Below are 21803 nucleotides of genomic sequence, written 5' to 3'. Positions count from 1 at the left end.
TTGCCTCATTTCATCATTGATTCTCTCTGCCAGGCCCGATGTAAAAGATCGATGACCTCTTCATCCGACGTCTGAGTGAAGTCCGTGTACCAATAGCCGATCGATACCAGCCAATCGGGGGTGAGCGGGCAAATCAGCTCGTCCACTTCATCACGCAGCGCCTCTGCCGTTTCCATGGGGGCCACCGGTACGGCAACGACGATGCGCGATGGTGCTTGCAGGCGCACGGCCTGTATCGCGGCCATCATCGTGGCCCCTGTCGCCAGGCCGTCATCGATCAGAATCACCACTTGATCCTTGAGCGCCAAAGGCCCACGGGATTCCCGGAATAGCTGCTCGCGGCGCAACATTTCCTGCGTTTCCTTCGCCACCACAGCGTCGAGCGTACGCTGGTCGATGCCGTTAGCCCGCAGCGCATCGTCATTGACGATTTGAATGCCACCGCTGGCGATAGCGCCCATGGCGAATTCCTGGTGGGACGGCACGCCCAGCTTGCGGACCAGCATCAGGTCCAGGCGAACCTCCAGGGCCGTGGCCACTTCATAGGCGACCGGCACGCCGCCACGGGGTAAGGCCAGGACAATGACATCGGCTCTTTTAGCGTATTTAAGCAACGGTTCCACCAGGCTTCGGCCGGCATCAACCCGGTCATTCAAGATGGTTTGCAATGAAGGACTGTGATTCATCTGAAAACCTCCCTGGGGCGGGAACCCCGAAACGGGCAAGTCAATTTCGCCAAGGATGCTTGCGACTACACCGCCAGAATGCTGCAAGGCACCTGATACAGAATATGTTCGGTCGTGCTGCCGAGCAGTTTCTCCAGGCTGCCGTACTGTGTTCTGCCCATCACGATCACATCTATCTGGTGTTCGTGGGCGAACTCACTCAGCGCCGACACCGGATGCCCCGTGATGAAATGCCGGCATTCAGCGGGCACGCCGAACCGGGCGGCCAACTTGAGGAATGAGGTTTCCAGGTCCTTGCGCAATTCCCGGGTAAGCTCCGATAGCGTCAGGCCACCACCCAGATCCGCCAGAAAAGCGGCCGGAATGTCACATGCGTACAGCAGATGCAACTCGGCATTGCATTGCAGCGCAAGGGCAGACGCCTGCAGGATAATCCGGTCATTGAGTTCGCTGTTCGAAGGCTCGGTATCGACAACATCAACCGCGGCCACCACCTTCTGCGGCAAGGCATGGCTTTGGGCGCCCACCAGATAGACCGGCACCGGACAATGGCGCAACAAACGCCAGTCCAGCGGCGTAAAGAACGCGCGCTTGAGCACGGGCTCATGCTGGACTTGCTTGATCAACAGATCGGGGTGCATTTCCGTGACGTGATCAAGGATGTCCTGGCGCATGTTGTCGGCCCAGGCGACCTCGGTTGTCACCTCGATCCCCCTGCCCTGCATTTTTTCCGCCTGTTCCTTGAGCCAGTCGCGGTGTTCCTGCAGGTAGCTCGCCCGAGCCACTTTCCGGTCGCCCTCTTCGAGTAACGACAGAATGTCCAACGAGGGGATCAGCGCAGCAATATGCAAACTCGCCCCACTGGCCTTGGCCACGGCAGCGGCATGGTTGAGCGCGGGAGACTGGCGCAGGAGCGGGTTGATGATCAGTAATAACCGTTGATACTGGCTCATGATCTGACTCCGGACAGCGATGGCGTTTTCGCCAGGTCAGCAACCCGGCTTCAGCCCAGACTCCCTCCTTAAAGTCTCTTGGGCCTTGATTTATATCAATCCCCTGTGGGCGTCATTGAAGGTGCCCACTTGGGAAAGAATAGTTCACAACGGTGTTGTGGAAATGCCCACCGGATGGTCGATGGCTCGGGTTTGTTTGTGACTCAAGAATCGGTCACCCAGTCCCAAGAACAAACAACTCCAACATGGCCTCGACAGCATGCACCCGCAAAGACTGACCCTGCACAATGAGTTGCACGCGCGCCCTTCGCTGTATTTCGACGAACCCGCCCACGTGTTTCATCTGGCGTTTCTGGCTAATGACGGGCAATGCGACACCCTGCTGAGTCGCTGCTGCCCCGGCCCCGTCGACCCGGATGCAGCCCAGGGCATCACCAGGCTTGAGGGGCATGCCTTGAAGTGGGAGCGACACGCGGAGTTCCTGACGCTGACACTGGTGGTGCCCTCTTCCAGTCAGGAGCCTGACTGGAGCCAGCCCCCCAAGACTTTGATGGACCGCGTCGAACCCTTCATGCAGCACGTGATCAACGCCGTGCAGATTGTGGTGCGCAACGACGCGTCATTTTCCGGCGATCTGTCGGTTTATGGATTCAAAGACCCTTGCGGCTCATGCATAGGCGGTGGCGATGCGACGGTCTGGAGCGATTTTCGCCTGAGCGAGGACGGCACTAACCGTTTCCTGTTCGTCAACAAGCGCCTGAATGCCTATCGCCAAGGCCGGATGATCCGCCGCCTGCTGGAAATCGAAACCTACCGCATGATGGCGTCGCTTTCCCTTACCACCGCGAAAACCTTGAGCGCTCAGCTCAACGTCTTCGATAAGACATTGGTCAACCTGTCGGAACGTAACGCCGGCCCCGATACCGGCAATGCGAAAGCGTTGTTGACTGATATCGCCAGTCTGTCGGCGCAAGTGGTCAGCAGCACCGCGAAAACCCGACACCGCTTCAGCGCCACCCAAGCGTATGCCCAGCTGGTTTTCGAGCGTTTGGGCGAACTCAGGGAAACTCACGTGGGCGATTGCCAGCGACTGGGGATCTTCATCGAAAGACGCTTCAAACCTACCGTCAGGTACTGTGACGTCACCGAACAGCGCCTGGAGCAGTTGGCCAAAAGCGTGGCCAACCTCGGGGATCTGCTGCAGGCGCGGGTGCAGGTTGAAATGGAAGAACAGAACTCGGAAATCCTGAGCAGCCTGAACGCTCGCGCCGATACCCAAATCAAAATCCAGCGTGCGGTCGAAGGCTTGTCGATTATCGCCATCACCTATTATTTGCTGAGCCTGTTCAAGCTGTTCTACTCAGGCCTGCACACCCTGGGCGCGGACATTTCCGCGCGGGACGCCATGCTGGCCATGACCCCGCTCGCACTGTGCATCCTGCTGTTTATTTTGATCAGGATCAGAAAGGCCAAAGAACACTGATCAATCGGTTGGCGGCGTTCAAGGCTTGCGCAACAGGTAGGTATCCATGATCCACCCGTTGGCCAACCGCGCCGCCTTACGCACCCGCTCAATTTCATCGGCCACGTCTTTGAGCTTGCCGCTGATCAGGATTTCATCCGGCGTCCCCAAATAGGCCCCCCAGTAAATGTCTGTCTCCTGATCAGCCACGTGATGGTAGGCATCTTGCGCATCCAGCATCACCACCAGGCTGTCGGCATCGCTTACTTGGCCGGCCGCCAGCCGTCGACCGGTGGTGATTTCAACTGAGCGACCGATGCTGTTCAGCGGCACTTTATGTTGCGCCGCCAACGCCTGCACGCTGGTGATGCCGGGGATCACCTCGAATTCGAACAGACAACGACCGGACGCCAGAATCGCCTGCAGGATCCGAATGGTGCTGTCGTACAACGCCGGATCGCCCCACACCAGAAAACCGGCGCACTGGTCGTCGGTCATTTCCTCATCGATCAGCCGCTCGAACGTCTGCTGCTTGGCACGGTTCAGGTCTTCGACGCTGGCGTTGTAGTCCACATCCCCGCGCTCACGCTCCGGGCTGTGGGCTTCAACGAAGCGGTAGTCGTGATCGGTGATGTAGCGCTCGCAGATCTCGCGACGCAGGTCGATCAGTTTGTCTTTGCTCTGGCCCTTGTCCATGAGGAAAAACACGTCGACCCGGTTCAGCGCCTTCACCGCCTGCATCGTGATGTAGTCGGGGTTGCCAGCGCCGACACCGATGACCAGAAGTTTTTTCATCACAGCGCTCCTTCAGGGTCCATGCCCGTCAAACGAAACCGCCAGCGACCGTTGAACCGCAATTCGATGGCCGACAACGGTTCGACGTCGATCTGGTTGAACGCCGCGCCCTGCAACACCTGCATCAGCGCGGCGCGAATGACAAACGGATGGGTGATGGCAACGACATGCTCCGGTGTTGCCTCAAGGGTCTTCAGCCACGCGGCCACCCGCTCACCGAGCTGCGCCACCGATTCTCCACCGTGGGGCGCCGACGTCGGGTCACTGAGCCAGGTCTGAAGCGTCTCGGGTTCGGATGTTTGTAAGTCGTCGATCGACGTGCCTTGCCAGCGTCCGAAATCGCAATCCCCCAGTGCCGTGACAATCTCCACGTTGTCGCCAAACAGCTCAGCGGTTTGCCGGGTCCGCAGTTCAGGGCCGCAGAGTAAACGGGGGGCTCGCTTGAACTGACGACTGCGCGAGCCCTTCGCCGATTGCCAATCCATTTCCACGGGTTCATTCGTAGGAAAACGCGCCAGTTTCTGTGCGACGGTTCGAGCGTGGCAAATCAGGGTCAAGCGGGTCGCCTGCACGGAGGTTCTCTCTGTCAGTGGAATGAAAGACGGCATGATGCCGTGCATTGTGCCGCAAGAAACGCAATCTGAATGCCTTCCTTGTAGCAGCAGCCTCGCAGGCTCGGCAGCTGCTACGGCATCGGGCTCGCAGCCCATTTTATTCCTGAGCCGGGTCGATATCTCACACCTCTATGGGCGATGTCCTACAAAACCTGTCGACATCCACGCAGCCCCGCACGCACGGGGGTTTCGCCCCATTTTAGTGCTTTTAAAATCCGCACAAAAATTCACTAGACATGTAGCGCACGTTACATAAATACTAATTTAGCGATTTATGAAATGAAACCGACACACCCATCCAGCAGGAGCCCGGATGCCCCCTCTCAGAGACCTGATCACCGAGCCCGGCCTGGACTTCACGCCGTCGGAACGCAAAGTCATACGTGCATTGCTGGACCAGTACCCGCGTAACGGACTGGGCCCGATGTCACGCTTGGCCGAACATGCCGGTGTCAGCGATCCGACCATCGTGCGGCTGGTAAAAAAACTGGGTTTCAGCGGTTACGCCGATTTTCAGGAAGCCTTGCTCAGTGACATGGATCACCGCCTGCGCTCCCCCAGCACCCTGTTGCAGCCCCGCGCCCAACTCAAAAAAGATGACCCCTGGAGCCATTATCTGGCAGACAGTCATCGGGCACTGGTAGAAACCCAGGCGCTGACCCAGCCTGAAGATGTGCGGATTCTGGTGGAGTGGCTGCTCGACACCCGCCACCAGGTCCACTGCTTTGGCGGTCGCTTCAGCAGTTTCCTCGCCAACTATTTGCTCAATCACCTGCGCCTGTTGCGGCCCGGCTGTTTCGCCCTGGAAGACAACGCCCAGTTACCGGACCGGTTGTTTGACGTGCAGCGTCAGGACGTATTGCTGGTGTTCGACTATCGCCGCTATCAGTCCCAGGCCCTGCGGGTCGCCAATGCCGCTAAGAGCCGACATGCGCGTGTCGTGCTGTTCACCGACATCTACGCATCACCGCTGCGGGAAATAGCCGACCTGATCATCAGCGCACCGGTGGAATCGGCGTCGGCCTTCGACTCGATAGTGCCGGCACTGGCCCAGGTTGAAGCACTGATTGCCTGCCTGACCCTGCGCAGCCCCGATCTGGCCGATCGCCTGGAAGGCATCGATGCCCTGCGAGCCGACTTCGACACTCACCTGCTGGAGGATAAATAAGGATGTTCATGCTCCCCCACCATTCGCCCCGGGACTTGCCGTTTGCCGCCGACCACACCGCGCTGTTGCTGGTGGACATGCAACGTGCCTGGCTCGAGCCGCAGTTCGACCCACACCTCAACGAACCGGATGCCGACTACTTCCTGACCCGCGCCCGCACGCAGGTGGTGCCCAATCAACGCAGGCTGCTCAATGCATTTCGCAGCGCCCGGCAAAACGTGTTGCACACACTCATCGAAAGCCTCACCGCCGATGGCCGCGACCGTTCGCTGGATCACAAACTCTCGGAGATGCACCTGCCCAAGGGCAGCCCGCAAGCGCAAATCATCGAAGAGCTGACGCCGACCGAAAACGAAATCGTGCTGCCCAAGACCTCTTCCGGGGTGTTCAACTCCACCAGCATCGACTACGTGCTGCGCAACCTTGAAACCCGCCACCTGATCATCGCCGGCATCGTCACCGACCAATGCGTCGACATGGCCGTGCGCGACGCCGCCGACCGTGGCTACCTGGTAACGCTGGTCGAAGATGCCTGCGCCACCTACACCGAACAACGGCATCACGCCTGCCTGAACGCCATCAAGGGCTACTGCTGGATCACCGACACCCAGACTGTGCTTGGCCGGTTGCAGGAGATCCAGCCATGAGCGAACGCCTGTCACCACTGCCCATGACCACCATTGTCACCACCGACCTCATCGGCGTGACACGCGGCCGTTCCTTCCCCACCGACGAACTCGATGCCTATCAAGTGGCCGGTTGCGGCTGGGTGCCGGCCAACAGCGCCCTGACCCCGCAAGACATCATCGCCTCCAGCAACCCTTGGGGTGCTTATGGGGATTTACGGCTGGTTCCCGACTTGAGCAGCCGCGTGACTGTCAACAACGGCCCGGATGCCGACGCCCCGGCGCTCGACTTCATTCACGGCGACATTCGCGAAACCGATGGCCGTCCGTGGGGTGCTTGCCCTCGTACGCTGTTGCGCAACGAGGTGGAGCGCTATCGCGATGAGTTGGGGTTGCAGATCAATGCCGCGTTCGAACATGAATTCAACCTCGACAGCGGCGCGGCGGAACACCTGGCGTTCTCTCTGGAAGCCCAGCGCCAGGGCGCCGGGTTCGGCGGCTGGCTGCTCAGTGCACTGCGAGCCGGCGGCGTCGAACCGGAAATGTTCCTGCCGGAGTACGGCAAGCACCAATACGAAATCACCTGCCGCCCGGCCCTTGGTGTCGCTGCCGCCGACCGCGCGGTGAACGTGCGCGAGATCACCCGTGAGATCGCCCGGCAAATGGGCCTTGGCCTGAGTTTCGCCCCCAAGACGGCCGAGCATGCCGTGTGCAACGGCGTGCATTTGCACGTGAGCCTGCAAGACATGGCCGGCCAACCGGTGATGTATGACGCCGACACCGCCAACGGCCTGTCGACCCTCGGCCAGCATTGGGCTGCCGGCGTTCTGCATTACTTGCCAGCGCTCTGTGCGTTCACCGCGCCAACGCCGATTTCCTATGAACGCTTGCAGCCCCATCACTGGAGCGCTTCCTACGCCTGCCTCGGCCAACGCAACCGCGAAGCGGCGCTACGGATTTGCCCGACCGTCAGCCTGGGCGGCAAATCCGTGGCGATGCAGTACAACCTGGAGTTTCGCGCCATGGACGCCACCGCTTCACCGCACCTGGCCATGGCTGCATTGCTGATCGCCGGGCGCCTGGGTATCGAGCAGCGCCTGGCGTTGAACGCCATCACCGATGAAATCCCTGACTCCCTGAACGAAGAGCAACGCCAGGCCCGCGGCATCGTCGCCCTGCCCGCGTCGCTGTCCCGGGCACTGGATTGCCTGCGCAACAGCGAGGCGCTGATCGAAGCTCTGCCGAGCGCGTTACTGGATACCTACTTCGCCCTGAAAACCGAGGAACTGACGCTGACGGAACAGCTCTCGCCCGCCGACCTCTGTGAGCACTATGCGCGCCTGTACTGAATCCGCAGAACTGGGCCTCTACACCCGGCCTGCCTACACCCTGAGCCGGGAAGCTTCCGAGCACCCGCTGATTCTGGTGTGTGAACACGCCAGTCGTTTTATCCCGGACGGGTTAAACGACCTGGGCCTGAGCGAGGAGGCCGCCCGCGAACACATCGCCTGGGACATCGGCGCCCTGGCGCTGGCCGAGGGTTTGGCCGAAGCGCTGGGCGCGACCCTGTTGGCGGCCAACTATTCGCGGCTGTTGATCGACCTCAACCGCCCGCGCCACGCGCCGGACAGCATTCCGTTGCAGAGCGAGATTTATCAGGTGCCGGGCAATCGCGATCTGGACGAGGCCACCCGTGAATACCGCCGGCACTGCCTGTTCAAGCCGTTTCATGCACGCCTGCAAACCTTGATCGACGCCCGTGTGGAGCAAAATAAACCGGTTCGAGTGGTGGGGATTCACAGTTTCACGCCGATATATTACGGCCAGCCACGATCGCTGGAAGTCGGCGTGTTGTACGGCCAGGCCACGGAATACGCCCAGCGAATGATCGACGGCCTGAGCCGGCACCCATTGAAAGTCGCCGGTAATCAGCCATACAAAGTCAATCCGCTGGGTGACATGACCGTACCGGTTCACGGCGACGCACGCGGGCTGGACTCGGTGCTGATCGAGGTGCGCAACGACCTGCTGCGCACCCCCGAGGACGTCAGTCGCTGGACCGACTATCTGGCGCCGTTGCTATAGCAACAGCTTCAAACTCGCAGCGTGTAGCTGCTTATATCAAGGAGAACGGCTTCATGGACATTGAAGAATTCGGCTACAGGCAAGAGTTGAAACGTAGCCTGTCACTGACCGACCTGGTGGTGTACGGGATGATCTTCATGATCCCCATCGCTCCGTTCGGCGTGTATGGTTACGTCAACGCCGAAGCACCCGGCATGGTGCCGCTGGCCTACATCATCGGCATGGTAGCGATGCTGTTCACCGCCCTCAGTTACGGCAGCATGGCCCGGGCCTTTCCGGTGGCAGGCTCGGTGTATTCCTACGCACAACGCGGGCTCAACCAACATGTCGGGTTTATCGCCGGCTGGCTGATGCTGCTCGATTACTTGCTGATTCCACCGCTGCTCTATGTGTATGCGGCGATGGCACTGAATCACTTGTACCCGGACATCCCGAAAGTCGGCTTCATCCTGGCCTTTCTGGTCAGCGCCACCTTCGTCAATCTGCGGGGCATCACCTTCACCGCACGCATGAACATCATCTTCCTGCTGGCGCAACTGGTGGTGCTGGGGATCTTCCTGTTCTACGCCTGGACTGCCTTGCACAGTGGCGGCGGTAACGGTCAGCTGACCCTGGCGCCGCTGTACAACCCCGAGACCTTCAACTTCGCCCTGCTGATGCAAGCGGTGTCGATTGCGGTGCTGTCGTTCCTCGGTTTCGATGCCATTTCCACCCTCGCCGAAGAGATCAAGGGTGATCCAGGCCGCAGCGTTGGCAAGGCTGCGCTGATCACGCTGCTGGTGATGGGCGTGATCTTCGTCGTGCAGACCTGGATCGCCACCGACCTGGCCGCCGGCCTGGGCTTCAAGTCCGCCGACACCGCGTTCTATGAAATCGCCGAAATCGCTGCCGGTAGCTGGCTGGCCACCCTGACCGCCGTGGCCACCGCGCTGGCCTGGGGTGTGGCGGTCGCCATCACCTCCCAAGCGGCGGTTTCGCGACTGCTGTTCGGCATGGCCCGGGACGGCAAACTGCCAAAAGTGCTGGCCAAAGTGCACCCGAAACACAACACACCGTACTTGAGCATTTATCTGGTGGCGGTGTTGTCGCTGGTGATCTGCTACCTGTTCATCAACTCGGTGGACACCCTCACCTCCCTGGTGAACTTCGGCGCCCTGAGCGGCTTCATGCTGCTGCACCTGACCGTGATCAACTACTACTGGCGCCGGCAGCAATCCGGCCAGGTGATCCGTCACCTGATCTGCCCGGTCATCGGCTTCATCATCGTCGCGGCCATCATGTACAACATGGGCGTCGATGCACAGAAACTCGGCCTGATCTGGATTGCCCTGGGCCTGGTCTATCTGTTCTTCCTCAACAAACTGGGTACCAGCACGGCACTGCCCGACCCAAGCAATGGCTGACAAGAAAAAGAGCAGCGTCTGACACGATTTCAGGCGTGCGCCGATTTAACGCGTGGAAACCGACAGTGATAGTCAGGTTCGGTGCAAGCCGCCGAACCTTTTGATACAGGAGTATGTCCATGCTGGTCTTACGTCCAGTCGAGTTAACCGACCTGCCCCAGTTGCAGCATCTGGCGCGCGACAGTCTGGTGGGGGTCACGTCCTTGCCGGACGACACCGAACGCCTGAGGGAGAAAATTCTCGATTCCTGTGCTTCGTTCGAAAAAGACGTCCAGGGCCAAGGCCCGGAGAACTATTTCTTCGTGCTGGAAAACCTGACGACTCGCCGTCTGGTCGGCTGCTCCGAAGTGCTCGCCACCGCCGGGTTCGGAGAGCCGTTCTACAGTTTGCGCAACCGCCATTTCACCAGCGCCTCACGGGAGCTGAACATCGAGCATGGGGTGCCGGCGTTGTCATTGTGCCAAGACCTCAGCGGTCACTCTTTGCTGCGCGGTTTCCATATCGACTCGGCACTGGAGCGCACGCCATTTTCCGAGTTGCTGTCCCGGGCGCGGCTGCTGTTCATCGCCGCCCACCCGGAACGTTTTGCCGAAGCGGTGATCACCGAGATCGTCGGTTACAGCGACGAACAGGGGCAATCGCCGTTCTGGGATGCGCTGGGCAAGCATTTCTTCGATTTGCCTTATGTCGAGGCCGAGCGGCTTTGCGGCCTGCAGAGCCGGACATTCCTCGCCGAATTGATGCCGCAATACCCGATCTACGTGCCGATGCTGTCGCAGGCTGCGCAAGATTGCATCGGCCGGATCCACCCCGATGGCCAGGAGGCCTTCGACATTCTGGAGCGCGAAGGCTTCGAGACCAACAGCTACATCGACCTGTTCGACGGCGGCCCGACGCTGTACGCCCGCACCTCAAGCATTCGTTCCATCGCCCAGAGCCAGGCCGGCACAGTGCAAACGGGCTCGCCCATCGACGCCCGCGGCAGTTACCTGGTGAGCAACGATTCTTTGAAGGGCTACCGCGCCATCGTCGCCGAGCTGGACTACAGCGCCGGGCAACCTATCGCCTTGAGCGCCGAGATGTGCGCGGCCTTGAACGTGACCGACGCCAGTGCGATCCGGCTGATCGCCCTGTGAGCGGCAACCGGCCCCAAGCCCAACGACAGCGCCCGAGCAGGCGCGAAGAAGGAGCTGCATCATGATTTTGCGCCCGGTTCAAATGACCGACCTGCCCGCTTTGCTGGAATTGGTACAACGGGCCGGCCCCGGGTTCACCACCCTGCCGGCCAACGAGGAGCGCCTGACCCACCGGGTGCGCTGGGCCCAGCGGACTTTCGCCGGACAGGTCGAGCGCGCGGATGCCGACTACCTGTTTGTGCTCGAAGACGATGATCAGCAAGTGGTCGGCGTCAGTGCCTTGGTCGGGGCCGTCGGTCTGCGGGAGCCCTGGTACAACTATCGGGTCGGGCTCACGGTCAGTTCATCGCCGGACCTGGGTATTCAGCGCCAGATCCCCACGTTGTTCCTCAACAACGAAATGACCGGGCAATCGGAAATCTGCTCGCTGTTTCTGCGACACGATCAACGCTATGGCAGTAACGGTCGATTGCTGTCGCTGGGGCGTCTGCTGTTTGTTGCCGAATTCCCCCAGCTATTCGGCGACAAGCTCATCGCCGAACTGCGCGGCAGTGCCGACGAACATGGCTGCTCACCGTTCTGGGACAGCCTGGGCCGGCACTTTTTCAAGATGGATTTCAGCCATGCCGATCACTTGTCGGGGCTGGGCAGCAAAGCGTTCATCGCCGAACTGATGCCGCGCCAGCCGCTCTACACCTGCCTGCTTACCGAACAGGCCCAGGCGGTGATCGGCAAGCCCCACCCCAACACCGAACCGGCGCTGAAGATCCTCACCGCCGAGGGGTTTGCCCATAAGGGTTACATCGACATCTTCGACGCAGGCCTGGTGATCGAAGCCCCGGTGTCTAGAATCCGCGCGGTGCGCGACAGCCAATCATTGATGCTGGCCATCGGCACGCCCGACGACCAGGCCCCGGTATGGCTGATCCACAACCGTCGCCTGGAAAGCTGCCGCATCACCACCGCCCGGGCGCGGCTGGTGGGCAATAGCCTGGTGGTCGACCGCCTCACCGCCAAACGCCTGCAATTGCAGCCCGGCAGCTCGATACGTGCGGTGCCGCTGCGCAACCAACAGCGGCAAGCGGTAGCGGCGTGAGCTGTAGCCGCTGGCGAAGCCTGCGTTCGGCTCGGGCCGCGTTCGGACGTAGCAGTCGTAAAACCTGCCATTTCGGTCTTTCAGACTGATCGTCGATTAAACATGACTTCCGATCAAACGTGCCTATCGGATGGCGAGCGCTTCGCACTCGAACGCAGCCTTCGGCAGCTTCTACGCAGGATCGTATGAAGGTCAGGATTGATATCAACCCTGATTAACGGCCCCCGATCGCTGTTGACCAGGCGATTCGTTTCGTTGGTCAGAAATCGCTACCTCCCCCCCGGCCTGTCGCGAACAACCTGACATTGCCAAAAAATTGCACCACCCACCGAAACGTTCAACCTCGACAAACACATCAAACAACAACTAACAATACCAACTTACAACTACAAAATTGCCTTTACCAAAAGACATCCCCATACTCAAAAAACGCCAACAAACCCCACAACAAAAAAACTTATGATTAGAACTTTAATTTCCAAGAAGCTGACACCAACCGAAATAACCACTCTCATTAAAACCTCAAACATGACAGCGGAAATCAAAGACCTGATCAGCAACTTTAATATTCAACCAACACTCACCAAAACTATTGCGCGACGTGCAGCGATCATGAACATCACCAACCCGCACACAGGAAACATTACACTGCACTGCACCGACATCGGCAATATCAGCATCAAGGTACCGCACGTCCAATCAGTACCGTCACCGCTGTACTCGGTTCCTGGACAATCCATTTTGTTTGCGATTAACAAACAGTCTTTCATCGTCCACCGATATACCGTTGAAAATGATCGACTAACAGTGAAGGACGCCGTCATCGTTGATGAAAGCAACCCACTGCCCATCGATGGTGCACAGACGCTGTACGATTGCGACCCAACGGGCCAAGGGCACAATGCATTTATCGGCAGCATCAACCTGCCGGACAGAAGTGCAGACATCAGTGTGTTTGACCGTACCTCATTGCGCAAAATCGCCTGGTTCCCGCATGACGATAGCGCCGCACGTTATCTGGTGAGTCTTGAGCTACTGGAAGCCGCCGAGGATCCCGGGGCCGGGAAAGTGGCAGAAGAATTGATTTATCACTACCACCCCGCTATTGCGTGGAAGGCGTTTCAGGTGCTTTACCAAGCCGATCAGGAGGCCGCACTAAATTACATACCGCTATTAAGAAACCTGCAAAACCGTCGCCTTGACCATTTACTCGATCAGTTCAAGGAATCGGCATGAAACTGAAGACATTTATTGAGCGTATGTCGGCTTACGATCTGCAGCGAGACAAACCAGAAATCATTAGCGATCTACGTCGACTGGCGACAAACCGCACGTTGCTGAGCGAACACCTTTACACCACCATTCAGCGTGAAGGTTTCAGTACCCGCAACAGTCTTTACAGCGCTTATGCATTTGTACTGCACTACAATGAATTATTTACTGTCCGCTTGGGGTTCTGGTCGCCAGTTACGTCACAAGACGAAAACGAAACATTCATCTACAACCTGAACCACACCCACGATTTTGAACTTTATGCGGTGGGCTATAGCGGTGACGGCTATACAACCGTCACACGAAGAATACTTGATGACGCACCGCTACGAGTTGGGACAAGACCCGCACTGGGTGAAAAGCGATTACTTAAACTTTCGCCCGGCGAAGTCCTGCACATGCTTCCACTGCAAGAGATACACAAGCAACTTCCACCCCAAACAATGTCTGCATCGCTGAGTTTGCTTATCCACCCTCAGCGTTCGGTTAAAAACCAAGAAGCCTGGTGCTTCGACGAAAACCACGTGCCGACTTACCCCGGCATTGCTACGCAGGAAACAGCACTCTTTGAAAATGCGCTGTCACTCCTTAACGATGGGTAGTCATTCACTGCCCCAAAACACCAAAGGAAAAACATATGAACAAGCCAATGAACAACTGGAACGAAACCCCACTGCTGCGCGCAGCTACCAACGTGATCAACACTCCGGTCAAGACCACGATGGAAGCGCCATGTGCCTCTTTCATGCCTCGATATAACGTGGGCAATATCCACGAAATCAAGCAAATCTGGAGCGTGCCAGCCAAAGACTGAAGACACTCGTAGTAACGCACTACCTGGCTGCAGACCGACAAGGTCTGCAGCTTTTTTTTAATCCAGAAATGGCATTGACGAAAATACCGCTTCCCTCCGGCAAATTCGTCATCATCCTTTACCCGCCCGCGTGATAGCCTTTTGTTCCTTCGGCGTTGACACTTTTGCTCAAGCCCTTCCATTCCTTTATATGGTGGAACTCGTATGTCCAGGCTTTCTCATCAAGATTTGCGCCGTAATTTCCGCCAACTGCTCGCATCCAACACCTGCTACCACACGGCCTCTGTCTTCGATCCGATGTCGGCACGCATCGCCGCCGACCTGGGTTTTGAGGTAGGAATCCTGGGTGGTTCGGTGGCGTCGTTGCAGGTATTGGGCGCCCCCGATTTTGCGTTGATCACCCTCAGTGAGTTCGCCGAACAGGCCACCCGCATCGGTCGAGTGGCGCAATTGCCGGTCATCGCCGACGCCGACCACGGCTACGGCAACGCGCTCAATGTCATGCGCACCATCGTCGAACTCGAACGCGCCGGCGTGGCCGCCCTGACCATCGAAGACACCCTGCTGCCGGCACAATTCGGTCGCAAGTCCACCGACCTGATCACGGTCGCCGAAGGTGTCGGCAAGATCCGCGCGGCGCTGGAAGCCCGGGTCGACTCGGAAATGGCGATCATCGCCCGCACCAACGCAGGGATCCTGCCGGTCCAGGAAATCATCAGCCGCACCCAGCATTACCAACAGGCCGGGGCCGACGGGATTTGCATGGTGGGCGTGCAGGATTTCGATCATCTGGAACAGATCGCCGAACACCTGAGCGTACCGCTGATGCTGGTCACCTACGGCAACCCGTTGCTGCGCGACGACAAACGCCTGGCCGAATTGGGCGTGCGAGTCACCATCGACGGCCATGGCGCCTACTTCGCAGCGATCAAAGCCACTTATGACAGCCTGCGTGAACAACGCCAGATTTTCACCCAGGCCTCCGACCTGAACGCCACCGAACTGACGCATACCTATACGCAGCCGGAGGACTACATTCGTTGGGCGGAAGAGTTCATGCGCGTTAAAGAATGACGGCACAAGCGCCCTCACCACAGCGCTCGCGCGTCTGTAGTGAGGGTGCAGTCAAACCATGTGCACTGCTTTCGATTCGGCCTTCGGCGCCACCTCAAACCGATCCGCCAGAAACGGCGTGATATCCAGCGGCAACGGCTCGTTGTTCACCAGTTTGTCCAGCAACACGCCGGTAATCGCCGAGGTCAGGATGCCGGTGCGGAAATGTCCGCAGGCATTGAGGTAACCCTGCACGCCTTTCATCGGCCCGAGAATCGGCAGTTCGTCCGGCGAACCAGGACGTAACCCGGCCCAGCAACGTTTCAGGTTGATGTCGGCGAGCGCCGGAATGCAGCGCACTGCGCCTTGCACCAGACCGCGGATTTCCGGGTAGGTGGTGGTCACGTCGAAACCTTTGTCTTCGGTGGTGCTGCCGATCAGGATTTCGCCATTGTCTTTCTGCGCCACGTAACAGTCGCTGGTGGTCAGGCAACCGCGCAGGATCTTCGGCATACGCTCGGTCAGCAGGATCTGGCCCTTCACCGGTTTCACCGGAATGCGAATGCCGGTGGCCTGCTCGCTGAGGTCGGCGGCCCAGGCACCAGCAGCGTTGATCAGCGTATCGCAACGGAACACGCCGGCCTCGGAGGTCTGCACGCCAGTGACCTGCGAGCCGTGGTGCAGCACCCCGGTGACGTTGGTGTTGAAATACAGGTCCACACCGTTTTGCCGCGCGCCTTCGGTGTAGGCATCGGCCAGGCGGAACGGGCTGACCTGATGGTCGCAGAGAAACTCCAGCGCCCCCCTCGCCTCATGGCTGACACTTGGCTCGACTTCGCGCAGTGCCGCTTGATCAAGCCAGCGCACCTGATCCGCCAGGTGCGGAATGCACGCCACGATGTGCTCGGCGTAGAGCCGGTCTTCATCGTCGTAGATCACGAATTTCAAGCCGGTCTTCTCGAACTTGAAATCCATCCCGTGATTGTCCTGCAGCTCCCGGTGCAAATCCGGGTACATCGCGTTGGACTGCAAGGCGAAATCGAAGAACGACTGCGGCAGGATATGCGGCGTGCTGGAGTCCACCGCCACCGCCGCGCCCTGGGCTTCGCGCTTGCGATTGGCCGACATCATGCGGAAGAAAATCACCCCGCAGCCCAGGCCTACCGACTCACCGATCGCCCACAAGCCACCGGCCGAAGCGCGGGTCGCGTTACCGGGCCGCTTGGCGTCGATCAGCGCGACTTTCAGGTGTTTGCGCTTGGATAACTGATAGGCGCAGGACGCCCCGATCACACCGCCGCCGGCGATGATTACGTCGTAGAACTTATTCATGGCTTGCAGCCTCCGTGCCGACAGACTGGAATGCTGAAAAAGGAATCGGGTCGACGGGAAAGCGCGGTCGCAACCAGCCCACATCTTGCCGCCCGGTGGCTTCGCGCAAACGGTCGGTGCAATAGCCGACACACATCCGCCCCTGACAGTCGCCCATGCTCACGCGGGTACGCATTTTCAGGCTGGCCAGGTCTTGCACACCCTGCTCCAGCGCCCGATCGATGTCGGCGCGCGTCGCGTGCTCACAGCGGCAAATCACCGTGTCGGCGACCGGCAATGCGGTCTGCCCGGCACCGCGTGCGGTGTAACGGTCGACGGCGGCGCGAAAGCGCACGATGGACTTGAGTTTCGACAGGTAGCGGTCACGTCTGACCCGCGCCAACTCCGCGTCCAGCACATCCCGTTGCAGCAGGATCGACACTGCTGCGATTCGTCCCGCGAGCATGGCCGCCTCGCCACCGCGAATTCCGCCCATGTCACCGGCCAGATGCACATGGGGTTCGCTGCTTTGCTGCCAGACATTGGCGCTGGCCCGCAGGTAGCCGTCATCGTTGAAGCCGTGGTCCAGGCCCATTTGCTGGCTGAGTTGGGTGCGAGGAATGAAGCCATAGCCGACCGCCAGGGTCTGCGCGGCAATCCGTTCGGCGCGGCTCAGGTCTGGCTCCCAGGTGCTGGAGTACGGCGCAACGGTCACTGATTTCAACTCTTCCTCGCCTTGAGCCTCGACCACGCCCCAACCATAGTGCATGGGAATGCCGTGCAGTTTCAGGTATGCGAGCATGCTCAAACCGTCGAGGAACAACTGCGGTTTATTCAATAGTGCGAGGCTTTCCCGGGCGATCTTGCCGAACGCACACGCCTCGTAGACCCCTGCGACGCTCACCCCCGAAGCGTGCAGTTGGCAGGCCACCAGCGGCAACAGCGGACCGGTGCCGGCGATCACCACCGGCCCCTGGGGTTGAACGACGCCGCTCTTGATTTGCAGTTGCAAACCACCCAGCAGAATCACCCCAGGCAAGGTCCAGCCGGGGAACGGTACGCTGCGCTCATGGCAACCGGCAGCCAACAGCAGCTGCGGGTATTGGACCTCCTGCAAATGCTCATTGACGTCCAGCACCACCAACGCCCGGGTACCTTCGGCGCCGACCACGCGGTGGTTCAAGCGCACGTCGATCAGGCCCGACTGCTCGTGGAATTCTCCATGCAGTTTGGCCAGCACTTCCGAATAGCGTGGCCCCAGGTAATCCAGTTGCACGTTATCGCGCAAGGGGCCGCGATAGACCACCCCGCCAAGACGCGAAGCCTCTTCGAGCAAGGTACAACGCACACCATGACGCGCCAGTTCAATGGCCGCGGCCATACCCGCCGGCCCGCCGCCGACGATCACCGGTTGCAGGCTCATAAAACCTCCTGCCCGGCGATACGGTTGACCCGGGTTTCGATGCTCATGCCCTCACGCACGATTGTCTGGCAGGCGCGCCGTTTGTGCCGGCCATCGATTTTCACCAGGCAGCATTGGCACACGCCCATGCCGCAATAGGCACCGCTGATTTGATCGTGATCGTTTCGGGCCACCTGGCGAATGCCCAGTGATTGAATGACCGTCAGGACAGTTTCGCCGATGGCGGCGCTGACGGTCTGGCCATTGATGCGCACAGTCATATCCGCCCGCACCAGCGGCTGGATATCGAAGGTTCGGTTTATGCGTTGCATTGCGATTGTTCATCCGTGAAAGGTTCAGGTGAGATTCTTCAGCTCCATGCTGCACTACACCTTGCGGGCCATCTGACTAATAACAACGAGAAGGTCTGCACTGGTACTTCCACAGCGCATCAGCTGCGCGTCAAAGCAATGTAGTCGATACCGCGGAATGGGGCTTGATCTTTGATGCTAGGAGATATCGCTGAAGGAAATATTGATCCAGGCCAGTGAAAACACCTGCGTCCTATCCCACATCGTCGCTAAGCATTGCGCTAAGCGTTTTTTGGCTGCAAACGAATTACTTGCGCTTGTAACTCTTGTTGCCACTGGGCGTCAGGCAATACACCCCGCCTCCGGGCCCGGTGCAGAACGTACCGGTGCCGCAGGCGCAGCCGTCGGTTTCCTGTAACAGCGTCTGCGGTCGCGCCTGGCCTTGAGTGCCAAACATCGCCGAACAGCTTTTCTTCGAACCGCTGATGGAGCCGTCATTGCACAGGAACAGATCACCGTCGCAACGATCGATACCGCCCTTCTTCCCCGAACACGGCGTATTGGCAGCCCAGGCGGATGAACCGAACAGGCACAACAACAGCACAAATATTGGCATCCAGCCACGAACCATTAAAGTGCGCACAGTGCAGCTTCCCTTTAGAGTCATGGCTGGATGATATCCATGTTGCGACCAGCCTCACGAGACCACATGAAAGTTAATTTAATCAGCCGCATGTAATTCTTGGCAAAATGCCTCAACTTCGTATTGAACCGATTATCAGGCAAGCCCTATGACCCGTATTTTGACCATCGAAGACGACGCCGTGACCGCCCGGGAAATCGTCGCCGAACTGAGCAGCCACGGCCTTGAGGTGGATTGGGTCGACAATGGCCGCGAAGGCCTGGAGCGCGCCGTCAGTGGCGACTACGACCTGATCACCCTCGATCGCATGCTGCCGGAGCTCGATGGCCTGGCGATTGTCACCACCTTGCGCACCATGGGTGTGGCCACGCCGATCCTGATGATCAGCGCCCTCTCCGACGTCGATGAACGCGTGCGTGGCTTGCGCGCCGGCGGCGATGATTACCTGACCAAACCGTTCGCCACCGATGAAATGGCCGCCCGGGTCGAAGTCTTGCTGCGCCGGCAGAACACCGTGACCGCCCAGGCCACCACGTTGCGCGTGGCCGATCTTGAGCTGAACCTGATCAGCCACGAGGCCAGCCGCGACAGCCAGTTGCTGACGCTGTTGCCCACCGAGTACAAGTTGCTGGAATTTCTGATGCGCAACACCGGGCAGATTCTGTCGCGGATGATGATTTTCGAAGAAGTCTGGGGTTATCACTTCGACCCCGGCACCAACCTGATCGACGTGCACATCGGCCGTCTGCGCAAGAAAATCGACCCGCCAGGCAAAGTCCCACTGATTCGGACCGTGCGAGGCTCGGGTTATGTCATTGCTGAACCCCTCTAAAGGCTGGCGTTCCTCCAGCAGCCGCTTGCTGGCCCTTTACAGTTCGCTGTTCGTGGCCTGGAGCGCGATTCTCATGGGGGTCATGTATTACGAGGTGTCCAGCTACCTCGACACCCTCGCCAAACACTCGCTGATGCAACGTCAGCATCTGTTTTCACGCTTCCAGGGCGAGCAACTGGTCGATGCCCTCGCCGCCAGCATGACCTTCGACATTCGCGGCATCGATGCCTATGGCCTGTTCGATGACCAGCAGCGCTACCTCAGCGGCGCCTTGCGCCAGATCCCCGACGAACTGCCGCTGGACGGCAAGATTCACATGCTCGGCGATTGCGCAGAATCCGACGACCCGACCCTGCCCGCCGACAGCTGCGACGCCGTCGCGACCCGAACCCTGGACGGCCGCTGGCTGGTGCTGGTGCGGGACAACGGTTCGTTGTTTGCCGTGACCCGAATCATCCTGCACGCGCTGTTGTGGGGCGTGTCGCTGACGATTTTGCCAGGCATCGCCGGCTGGCATTTATTGAGACGGCGCCCGCTGCGGCGGATCCGGGCGATCCAGGCCAGCGCCGAAGCCATCGTCGCCGGCGACCTGACCCGGCGCCTGCCATTGTCCAATCGCCGTGACGAACTGGACATGCTCGCCGCCATCGTCAACGCCATGCTCGAACGCATCGAGCGCTTGATGAATGAGGTCAAGGGCGTGTGCGACAACATCGCCCATGACCTGCGCACGCCGCTCACTCGTCTGCGGGCGCAACTGTACCGGATTCAGCAGCAGGCCGATGAAGGATCGACGCTGGCCGTGCAACTGGACTCCGTGCTCGGCGAGGCGGACACCTTGATGGCGCGTTTCCGTGGTTTGCTGCGGATTTCCGAACTGGAGGATCGTCAGCGCCGTTCGGGGTTCGTGCAACTGGACCCGGTGCCGTTGCTGCAGGAGTTGCATGACTTTTATCTGCCGCTGGCGGAAGAAGGCGAACTGACCTTTGAACTGCAAATGCCCGAATCCTTGCCCGGGCTCAACGGCGACCGTGCTCTGCTGTTTGAAGCCGTGGCGAATTTGCTGAGCAACTCGATCAAATTCACCCCGCCGGGCGGCCAGGTGATTTTGCGTGGGGTGAATGACGCAGGGCACACGCGCATTGAAGTGCTCGACTCCGGCCCCGGGATTGCGCCGGCCGAGCGCGAGGCGGTGTTTCAGCGTTTCTATCGCGCCGAAGGCGGCAACCCGCAAAACGGTTTCGGGCTGGGGTTGTCGATCGTAGCCGCGATTGCCAGCCTGCATGGGTTTACGCTGGAGGTGGACAGCAGTGAGTTAGGGGGTGCGCGGTTGGTGCTCGATTGCCGGCAGAACCTGATTCCCCAGGCTTGAGACCTTGCTCGTGTTTAACCGTGAAACGGGCTTGTTTAAGCGCCCTCAAGGATACTTCCTGAAAGCTACAAAACCTTGCGTCGTTGCCTACGGCTGCGCCAGAATCCGCCGGCTTGTGCGCCTTGGGGCCGCTCGGTAACTTGATCCCGTCACTGCCCATCAGTGATCGGGTTTAGTCGCCCGTGGTTGTTAGTAAGGTGCATAGCGCATCATTCAGTCAGGCATTTCAGTCCTGTGCTTAATGGTGGTTGTGCGCAGGGCGCCCTCGGGCGCGCCGGTTTTGCTAACTTCCCCGGTCGACTAACCTGCGCACAGCTGCCTCCATTCGTTTAGTCGCGAAGTGGCTGCGGCTCCATTTCAGGAGTTAGCAACTATGTACAAAGTAACACCCAACCCACCGGACACCGATCCGACCTCCCCATACGAACCCGATTCAAAGAAACTCAACGAGGCCGCCGAGCGGGCTCTGAACTTCCACTTCCCGTCGAACGCCGACATCAAAGCCACCGCGCGTAAACCCAGCAAGCTGTTTGCCGTAGCCCCAGAGGCCACGGCCGAAACCCTGGCGGTGTTTCTGGTCGAGACCCAGGCCTCGGTCGATGTGATGGTCCACCAGTTGGTGGATCATCTGGAGGGTGAGTCGCGCTATGCCCTGCTGGGCATTTCCAACAGCATCATGGTGGCGGAGATCACCGCGAACCGGGTGCTGGATAAGATTGATCTGCCCAAGTAGGGGCCGCTTGCGCTAGTGAGCGGGTAACTGAGGCTG

The 21803-nt window shown here is 59.5% G+C and carries 23 protein-coding genes; 15 read left to right on the top strand and 8 right to left on the bottom strand.

Annotated features, from left to right (window positions below; translation table 11 throughout):
- Positions 1-5: 5 nt before the first annotated feature.
- Both AC1RL4_RS02845 and AC1RL4_RS02840 read right to left on the bottom strand, forming a co-directional pair.
- Complete coding sequence (locus AC1RL4_RS02845; protein WP_028940696.1) at positions 6-686, bottom strand: phosphoribosyltransferase; 681 nt, start codon at positions 684-686, stop codon at positions 6-8.
- A gap of 65 nt (positions 687-751) precedes the next feature.
- Positions 752-1639 carry a universal stress protein gene (locus tag AC1RL4_RS02840; protein ID WP_230172324.1) on the bottom strand — a complete coding sequence of 296 codons (888 nt, stop codon included), beginning with the start codon at positions 1637-1639 and terminating at the stop codon, positions 752-754.
- 259 nt (positions 1640-1898) lie between these two features.
- Between AC1RL4_RS02840 and AC1RL4_RS02835 the strand changes: the two genes are divergently transcribed.
- A complete protein-coding gene (locus AC1RL4_RS02835; protein WP_026331625.1) occupies positions 1899-3122 on the top strand; it encodes a DUF3422 domain-containing protein in 1224 nt (407 codons plus the stop codon).
- Between the two features lie 18 nt (positions 3123-3140).
- Here the strand turns inward: AC1RL4_RS02835 and cobF are convergent, their stop codons facing one another.
- Both cobF and AC1RL4_RS02825 read right to left on the bottom strand, forming a co-directional pair.
- Positions 3141-3896, bottom strand: coding sequence for a precorrin-6A synthase (deacetylating) (cobF, locus tag AC1RL4_RS02830; protein WP_019578740.1), 756 nt, complete (start codon positions 3894-3896; stop codon positions 3141-3143).
- Complete coding sequence (locus tag AC1RL4_RS02825; RefSeq protein ID WP_026331624.1) at positions 3896-4468, bottom strand: histidine phosphatase family protein; 573 nt, start codon at positions 4466-4468, stop codon at positions 3896-3898. The genes cobF and AC1RL4_RS02825 overlap by 1 nt, the downstream gene beginning before the upstream one ends.
- 355 nt (positions 4469-4823) lie before the next feature.
- Here AC1RL4_RS02825 and AC1RL4_RS02820 point away from each other — a divergent pair, with 355 nt between their 5' ends.
- The 11 genes from AC1RL4_RS02820 (at position 4824) to AC1RL4_RS02770 (ending at position 15184) form a co-directional block, all read left to right on the top strand.
- Positions 4824-5678, top strand: a complete 855-nt coding sequence (locus tag AC1RL4_RS02820; protein WP_018928989.1) for a MurR/RpiR family transcriptional regulator — start codon at positions 4824-4826, stop codon at positions 5676-5678.
- Between the two features lie 2 nt (positions 5679-5680).
- The gene (locus tag AC1RL4_RS02815) at positions 5681-6325 is read left to right on the top strand and encodes a cysteine hydrolase family protein (RefSeq protein WP_019578738.1); all 645 of its coding nucleotides are present in this window, start codon (positions 5681-5683) and stop codon (positions 6323-6325) included.
- Entirely contained in the window at positions 6322-7653 is a 1332-nt protein-coding gene (locus AC1RL4_RS02810; RefSeq protein ID WP_028940700.1) for a type I glutamate--ammonia ligase, read from the top strand. The genes AC1RL4_RS02815 and AC1RL4_RS02810 overlap by 4 nt, the downstream gene beginning before the upstream one ends.
- Positions 7637-8389, top strand: a complete 753-nt coding sequence (locus tag AC1RL4_RS02805) for an N-formylglutamate amidohydrolase (protein WP_019578736.1) — start codon at positions 7637-7639, stop codon at positions 8387-8389. The genes AC1RL4_RS02810 and AC1RL4_RS02805 overlap by 17 nt, the downstream gene beginning before the upstream one ends.
- Positions 8390-8442: 53 nt before the next feature.
- Positions 8443-9792 carry an APC family permease gene (locus AC1RL4_RS02800; RefSeq protein ID WP_028940701.1) on the top strand — a complete coding sequence of 450 codons (1350 nt, stop codon included), beginning with the start codon at positions 8443-8445 and terminating at the stop codon, positions 9790-9792.
- A gap of 119 nt (positions 9793-9911) precedes the next feature.
- Positions 9912-10928 (top strand): arginine N-succinyltransferase, encoded by a 1017-nt coding sequence (locus tag AC1RL4_RS02795; protein ID WP_019578734.1) that lies wholly within the window; start codon positions 9912-9914, stop codon positions 10926-10928.
- Between the two features lie 61 nt (positions 10929-10989).
- Positions 10990-12024, top strand: a complete 1035-nt coding sequence (gene astA / locus AC1RL4_RS02790) for an arginine N-succinyltransferase (protein ID WP_493119050.1) — start codon at positions 10990-10992, stop codon at positions 12022-12024.
- 459 nt (positions 12025-12483) lie between these two features.
- Positions 12484-13260 (top strand): hypothetical protein, encoded by a 777-nt coding sequence (locus AC1RL4_RS02785; protein WP_028940703.1) that lies wholly within the window; start codon positions 12484-12486, stop codon positions 13258-13260.
- Positions 13257-13898 carry a hypothetical protein gene (locus tag AC1RL4_RS02780; RefSeq protein ID WP_019578731.1) on the top strand — a complete coding sequence of 214 codons (642 nt, stop codon included), beginning with the start codon at positions 13257-13259 and terminating at the stop codon, positions 13896-13898. Before AC1RL4_RS02785 ends, AC1RL4_RS02780 begins: the two co-directional genes overlap by 4 nt.
- A gap of 35 nt (positions 13899-13933) precedes the next feature.
- Entirely contained in the window at positions 13934-14110 is a 177-nt protein-coding gene (locus tag AC1RL4_RS02775; RefSeq protein ID WP_019578730.1) for a hypothetical protein, read from the top strand.
- Positions 14111-14314: 204 nt separating this feature from the next.
- Positions 14315-15184 (top strand): isocitrate lyase/PEP mutase family protein, encoded by an 870-nt coding sequence (locus AC1RL4_RS02770; RefSeq protein WP_019578729.1) that lies wholly within the window; start codon positions 14315-14317, stop codon positions 15182-15184.
- A gap of 51 nt (positions 15185-15235) precedes the next feature.
- Here AC1RL4_RS02770 and hcnC read toward each other — a convergent pair whose 3' ends face one another.
- From hcnC to AC1RL4_RS02750, 4 genes are all read right to left on the bottom strand, one after another.
- Complete coding sequence (gene hcnC, locus AC1RL4_RS02765; protein ID WP_230172322.1) at positions 15236-16495, bottom strand: cyanide-forming glycine dehydrogenase subunit HcnC; 1260 nt, start codon at positions 16493-16495, stop codon at positions 15236-15238.
- A complete protein-coding gene (gene hcnB, locus AC1RL4_RS02760) occupies positions 16488-17897 on the bottom strand; it encodes a cyanide-forming glycine dehydrogenase subunit HcnB (protein WP_019578727.1) in 1410 nt (469 codons plus the stop codon). The genes hcnC and hcnB overlap by 8 nt, the downstream gene beginning before the upstream one ends.
- Positions 17894-18208 (bottom strand): (2Fe-2S)-binding protein, encoded by a 315-nt coding sequence (locus tag AC1RL4_RS02755; RefSeq protein ID WP_019578726.1) that lies wholly within the window; start codon positions 18206-18208, stop codon positions 17894-17896. The genes hcnB and AC1RL4_RS02755 overlap by 4 nt, the downstream gene beginning before the upstream one ends.
- Positions 18209-18494: 286 nt before the next feature.
- A complete protein-coding gene (locus AC1RL4_RS02750; protein WP_230172376.1) occupies positions 18495-18818 on the bottom strand; it encodes a YdcA family protein in 324 nt (107 codons plus the stop codon).
- A 160-nt stretch (positions 18819-18978) separates the two neighbouring features.
- Between AC1RL4_RS02750 and AC1RL4_RS02745 the strand changes: the two genes are divergently transcribed.
- From AC1RL4_RS02745 to AC1RL4_RS02735, 3 genes are all read left to right on the top strand, one after another.
- On the top strand, positions 18979-19662 hold the full coding sequence (locus tag AC1RL4_RS02745) for a response regulator transcription factor (RefSeq protein ID WP_007934994.1): 684 nt from the start codon (positions 18979-18981) through the stop codon (positions 19660-19662).
- On the top strand, positions 19640-21034 hold the full coding sequence (locus AC1RL4_RS02740) for a sensor histidine kinase (RefSeq protein WP_230172321.1): 1395 nt from the start codon (positions 19640-19642) through the stop codon (positions 21032-21034). Before AC1RL4_RS02745 ends, AC1RL4_RS02740 begins: the two co-directional genes overlap by 23 nt.
- Before the next feature lie 373 nt (positions 21035-21407).
- Entirely contained in the window at positions 21408-21767 is a 360-nt protein-coding gene (locus AC1RL4_RS02735) for a DUF6124 family protein (RefSeq protein ID WP_230172320.1), read from the top strand.
- The last annotated feature ends 36 nt before the right edge of the window (positions 21768-21803 follow it).

The organism is Pseudomonas sp. GW822-FHT07A10 (genome assembly GCF_058798795.1).
Note: the sequence above shows the minus strand (reverse complement) of the source record. Positions and strands in the feature narration are given on the sequence as shown.

Bases quoted from the DNA above. Each gene is read 5' to 3' on its own strand.
- AC1RL4_RS02815 (WP_019578738.1), top strand. From the start codon at position 5,681: ATGTTCATGCTCCCCCACCATTCGCCCCGGGACTTGCCGTTTGCCGCC.
- hcnB (WP_019578727.1), bottom strand. From the start codon at position 17,897: ATGAGCCTGCAACCGGTGATCGTCGGCGGCGGGCCGGCGGGTATGGCC.
- AC1RL4_RS02810 (WP_028940700.1), top strand. From the start codon at position 6,322: ATGAGCGAACGCCTGTCACCACTGCCCATGACCACCATTGTCACCACC.
- AC1RL4_RS02785 (WP_028940703.1), top strand. From the start codon at position 12,484: ATGATTAGAACTTTAATTTCCAAGAAGCTGACACCAACCGAAATAACC.
- AC1RL4_RS02805 (WP_019578736.1), top strand. From the start codon at position 7,637: ATGCGCGCCTGTACTGAATCCGCAGAACTGGGCCTCTACACCCGGCCT.
- AC1RL4_RS02820 (WP_018928989.1), top strand. From the start codon at position 4,824: ATGCCCCCTCTCAGAGACCTGATCACCGAGCCCGGCCTGGACTTCACG.
- AC1RL4_RS02735 (WP_230172320.1), top strand. From the start codon at position 21,408: ATGTACAAAGTAACACCCAACCCACCGGACACCGATCCGACCTCCCCA.
- AC1RL4_RS02795 (WP_019578734.1), top strand. From the start codon at position 9,912: ATGCTGGTCTTACGTCCAGTCGAGTTAACCGACCTGCCCCAGTTGCAG.
- AC1RL4_RS02840 (WP_230172324.1), bottom strand. From the start codon at position 1,639: ATGAGCCAGTATCAACGGTTATTACTGATCATCAACCCGCTCCTGCGC.
- AC1RL4_RS02800 (WP_028940701.1), top strand. From the start codon at position 8,443: ATGGACATTGAAGAATTCGGCTACAGGCAAGAGTTGAAACGTAGCCTG.
- AC1RL4_RS02755 (WP_019578726.1), bottom strand. From the start codon at position 18,208: ATGCAACGCATAAACCGAACCTTCGATATCCAGCCGCTGGTGCGGGCG.
- astA (WP_493119050.1), top strand. From the start codon at position 10,990: ATGATTTTGCGCCCGGTTCAAATGACCGACCTGCCCGCTTTGCTGGAA.
- AC1RL4_RS02750 (WP_230172376.1), bottom strand. From the start codon at position 18,818: ATGGTTCGTGGCTGGATGCCAATATTTGTGCTGTTGTTGTGCCTGTTC.
- AC1RL4_RS02740 (WP_230172321.1), top strand. From the start codon at position 19,640: ATGTCATTGCTGAACCCCTCTAAAGGCTGGCGTTCCTCCAGCAGCCGC.
- AC1RL4_RS02780 (WP_019578731.1), top strand. From the start codon at position 13,257: ATGAAACTGAAGACATTTATTGAGCGTATGTCGGCTTACGATCTGCAG.
- AC1RL4_RS02835 (WP_026331625.1), top strand. From the start codon at position 1,899: ATGCACCCGCAAAGACTGACCCTGCACAATGAGTTGCACGCGCGCCCT.
- hcnC (WP_230172322.1), bottom strand. From the start codon at position 16,495: ATGAATAAGTTCTACGACGTAATCATCGCCGGCGGCGGTGTGATCGGG.
- cobF (WP_019578740.1), bottom strand. From the start codon at position 3,896: ATGAAAAAACTTCTGGTCATCGGTGTCGGCGCTGGCAACCCCGACTAC.
- AC1RL4_RS02770 (WP_019578729.1), top strand. From the start codon at position 14,315: ATGTCCAGGCTTTCTCATCAAGATTTGCGCCGTAATTTCCGCCAACTG.
- AC1RL4_RS02775 (WP_019578730.1), top strand. From the start codon at position 13,934: ATGAACAAGCCAATGAACAACTGGAACGAAACCCCACTGCTGCGCGCA.
- AC1RL4_RS02845 (WP_028940696.1), bottom strand. From the start codon at position 686: ATGAATCACAGTCCTTCATTGCAAACCATCTTGAATGACCGGGTTGAT.
- AC1RL4_RS02745 (WP_007934994.1), top strand. From the start codon at position 18,979: ATGACCCGTATTTTGACCATCGAAGACGACGCCGTGACCGCCCGGGAA.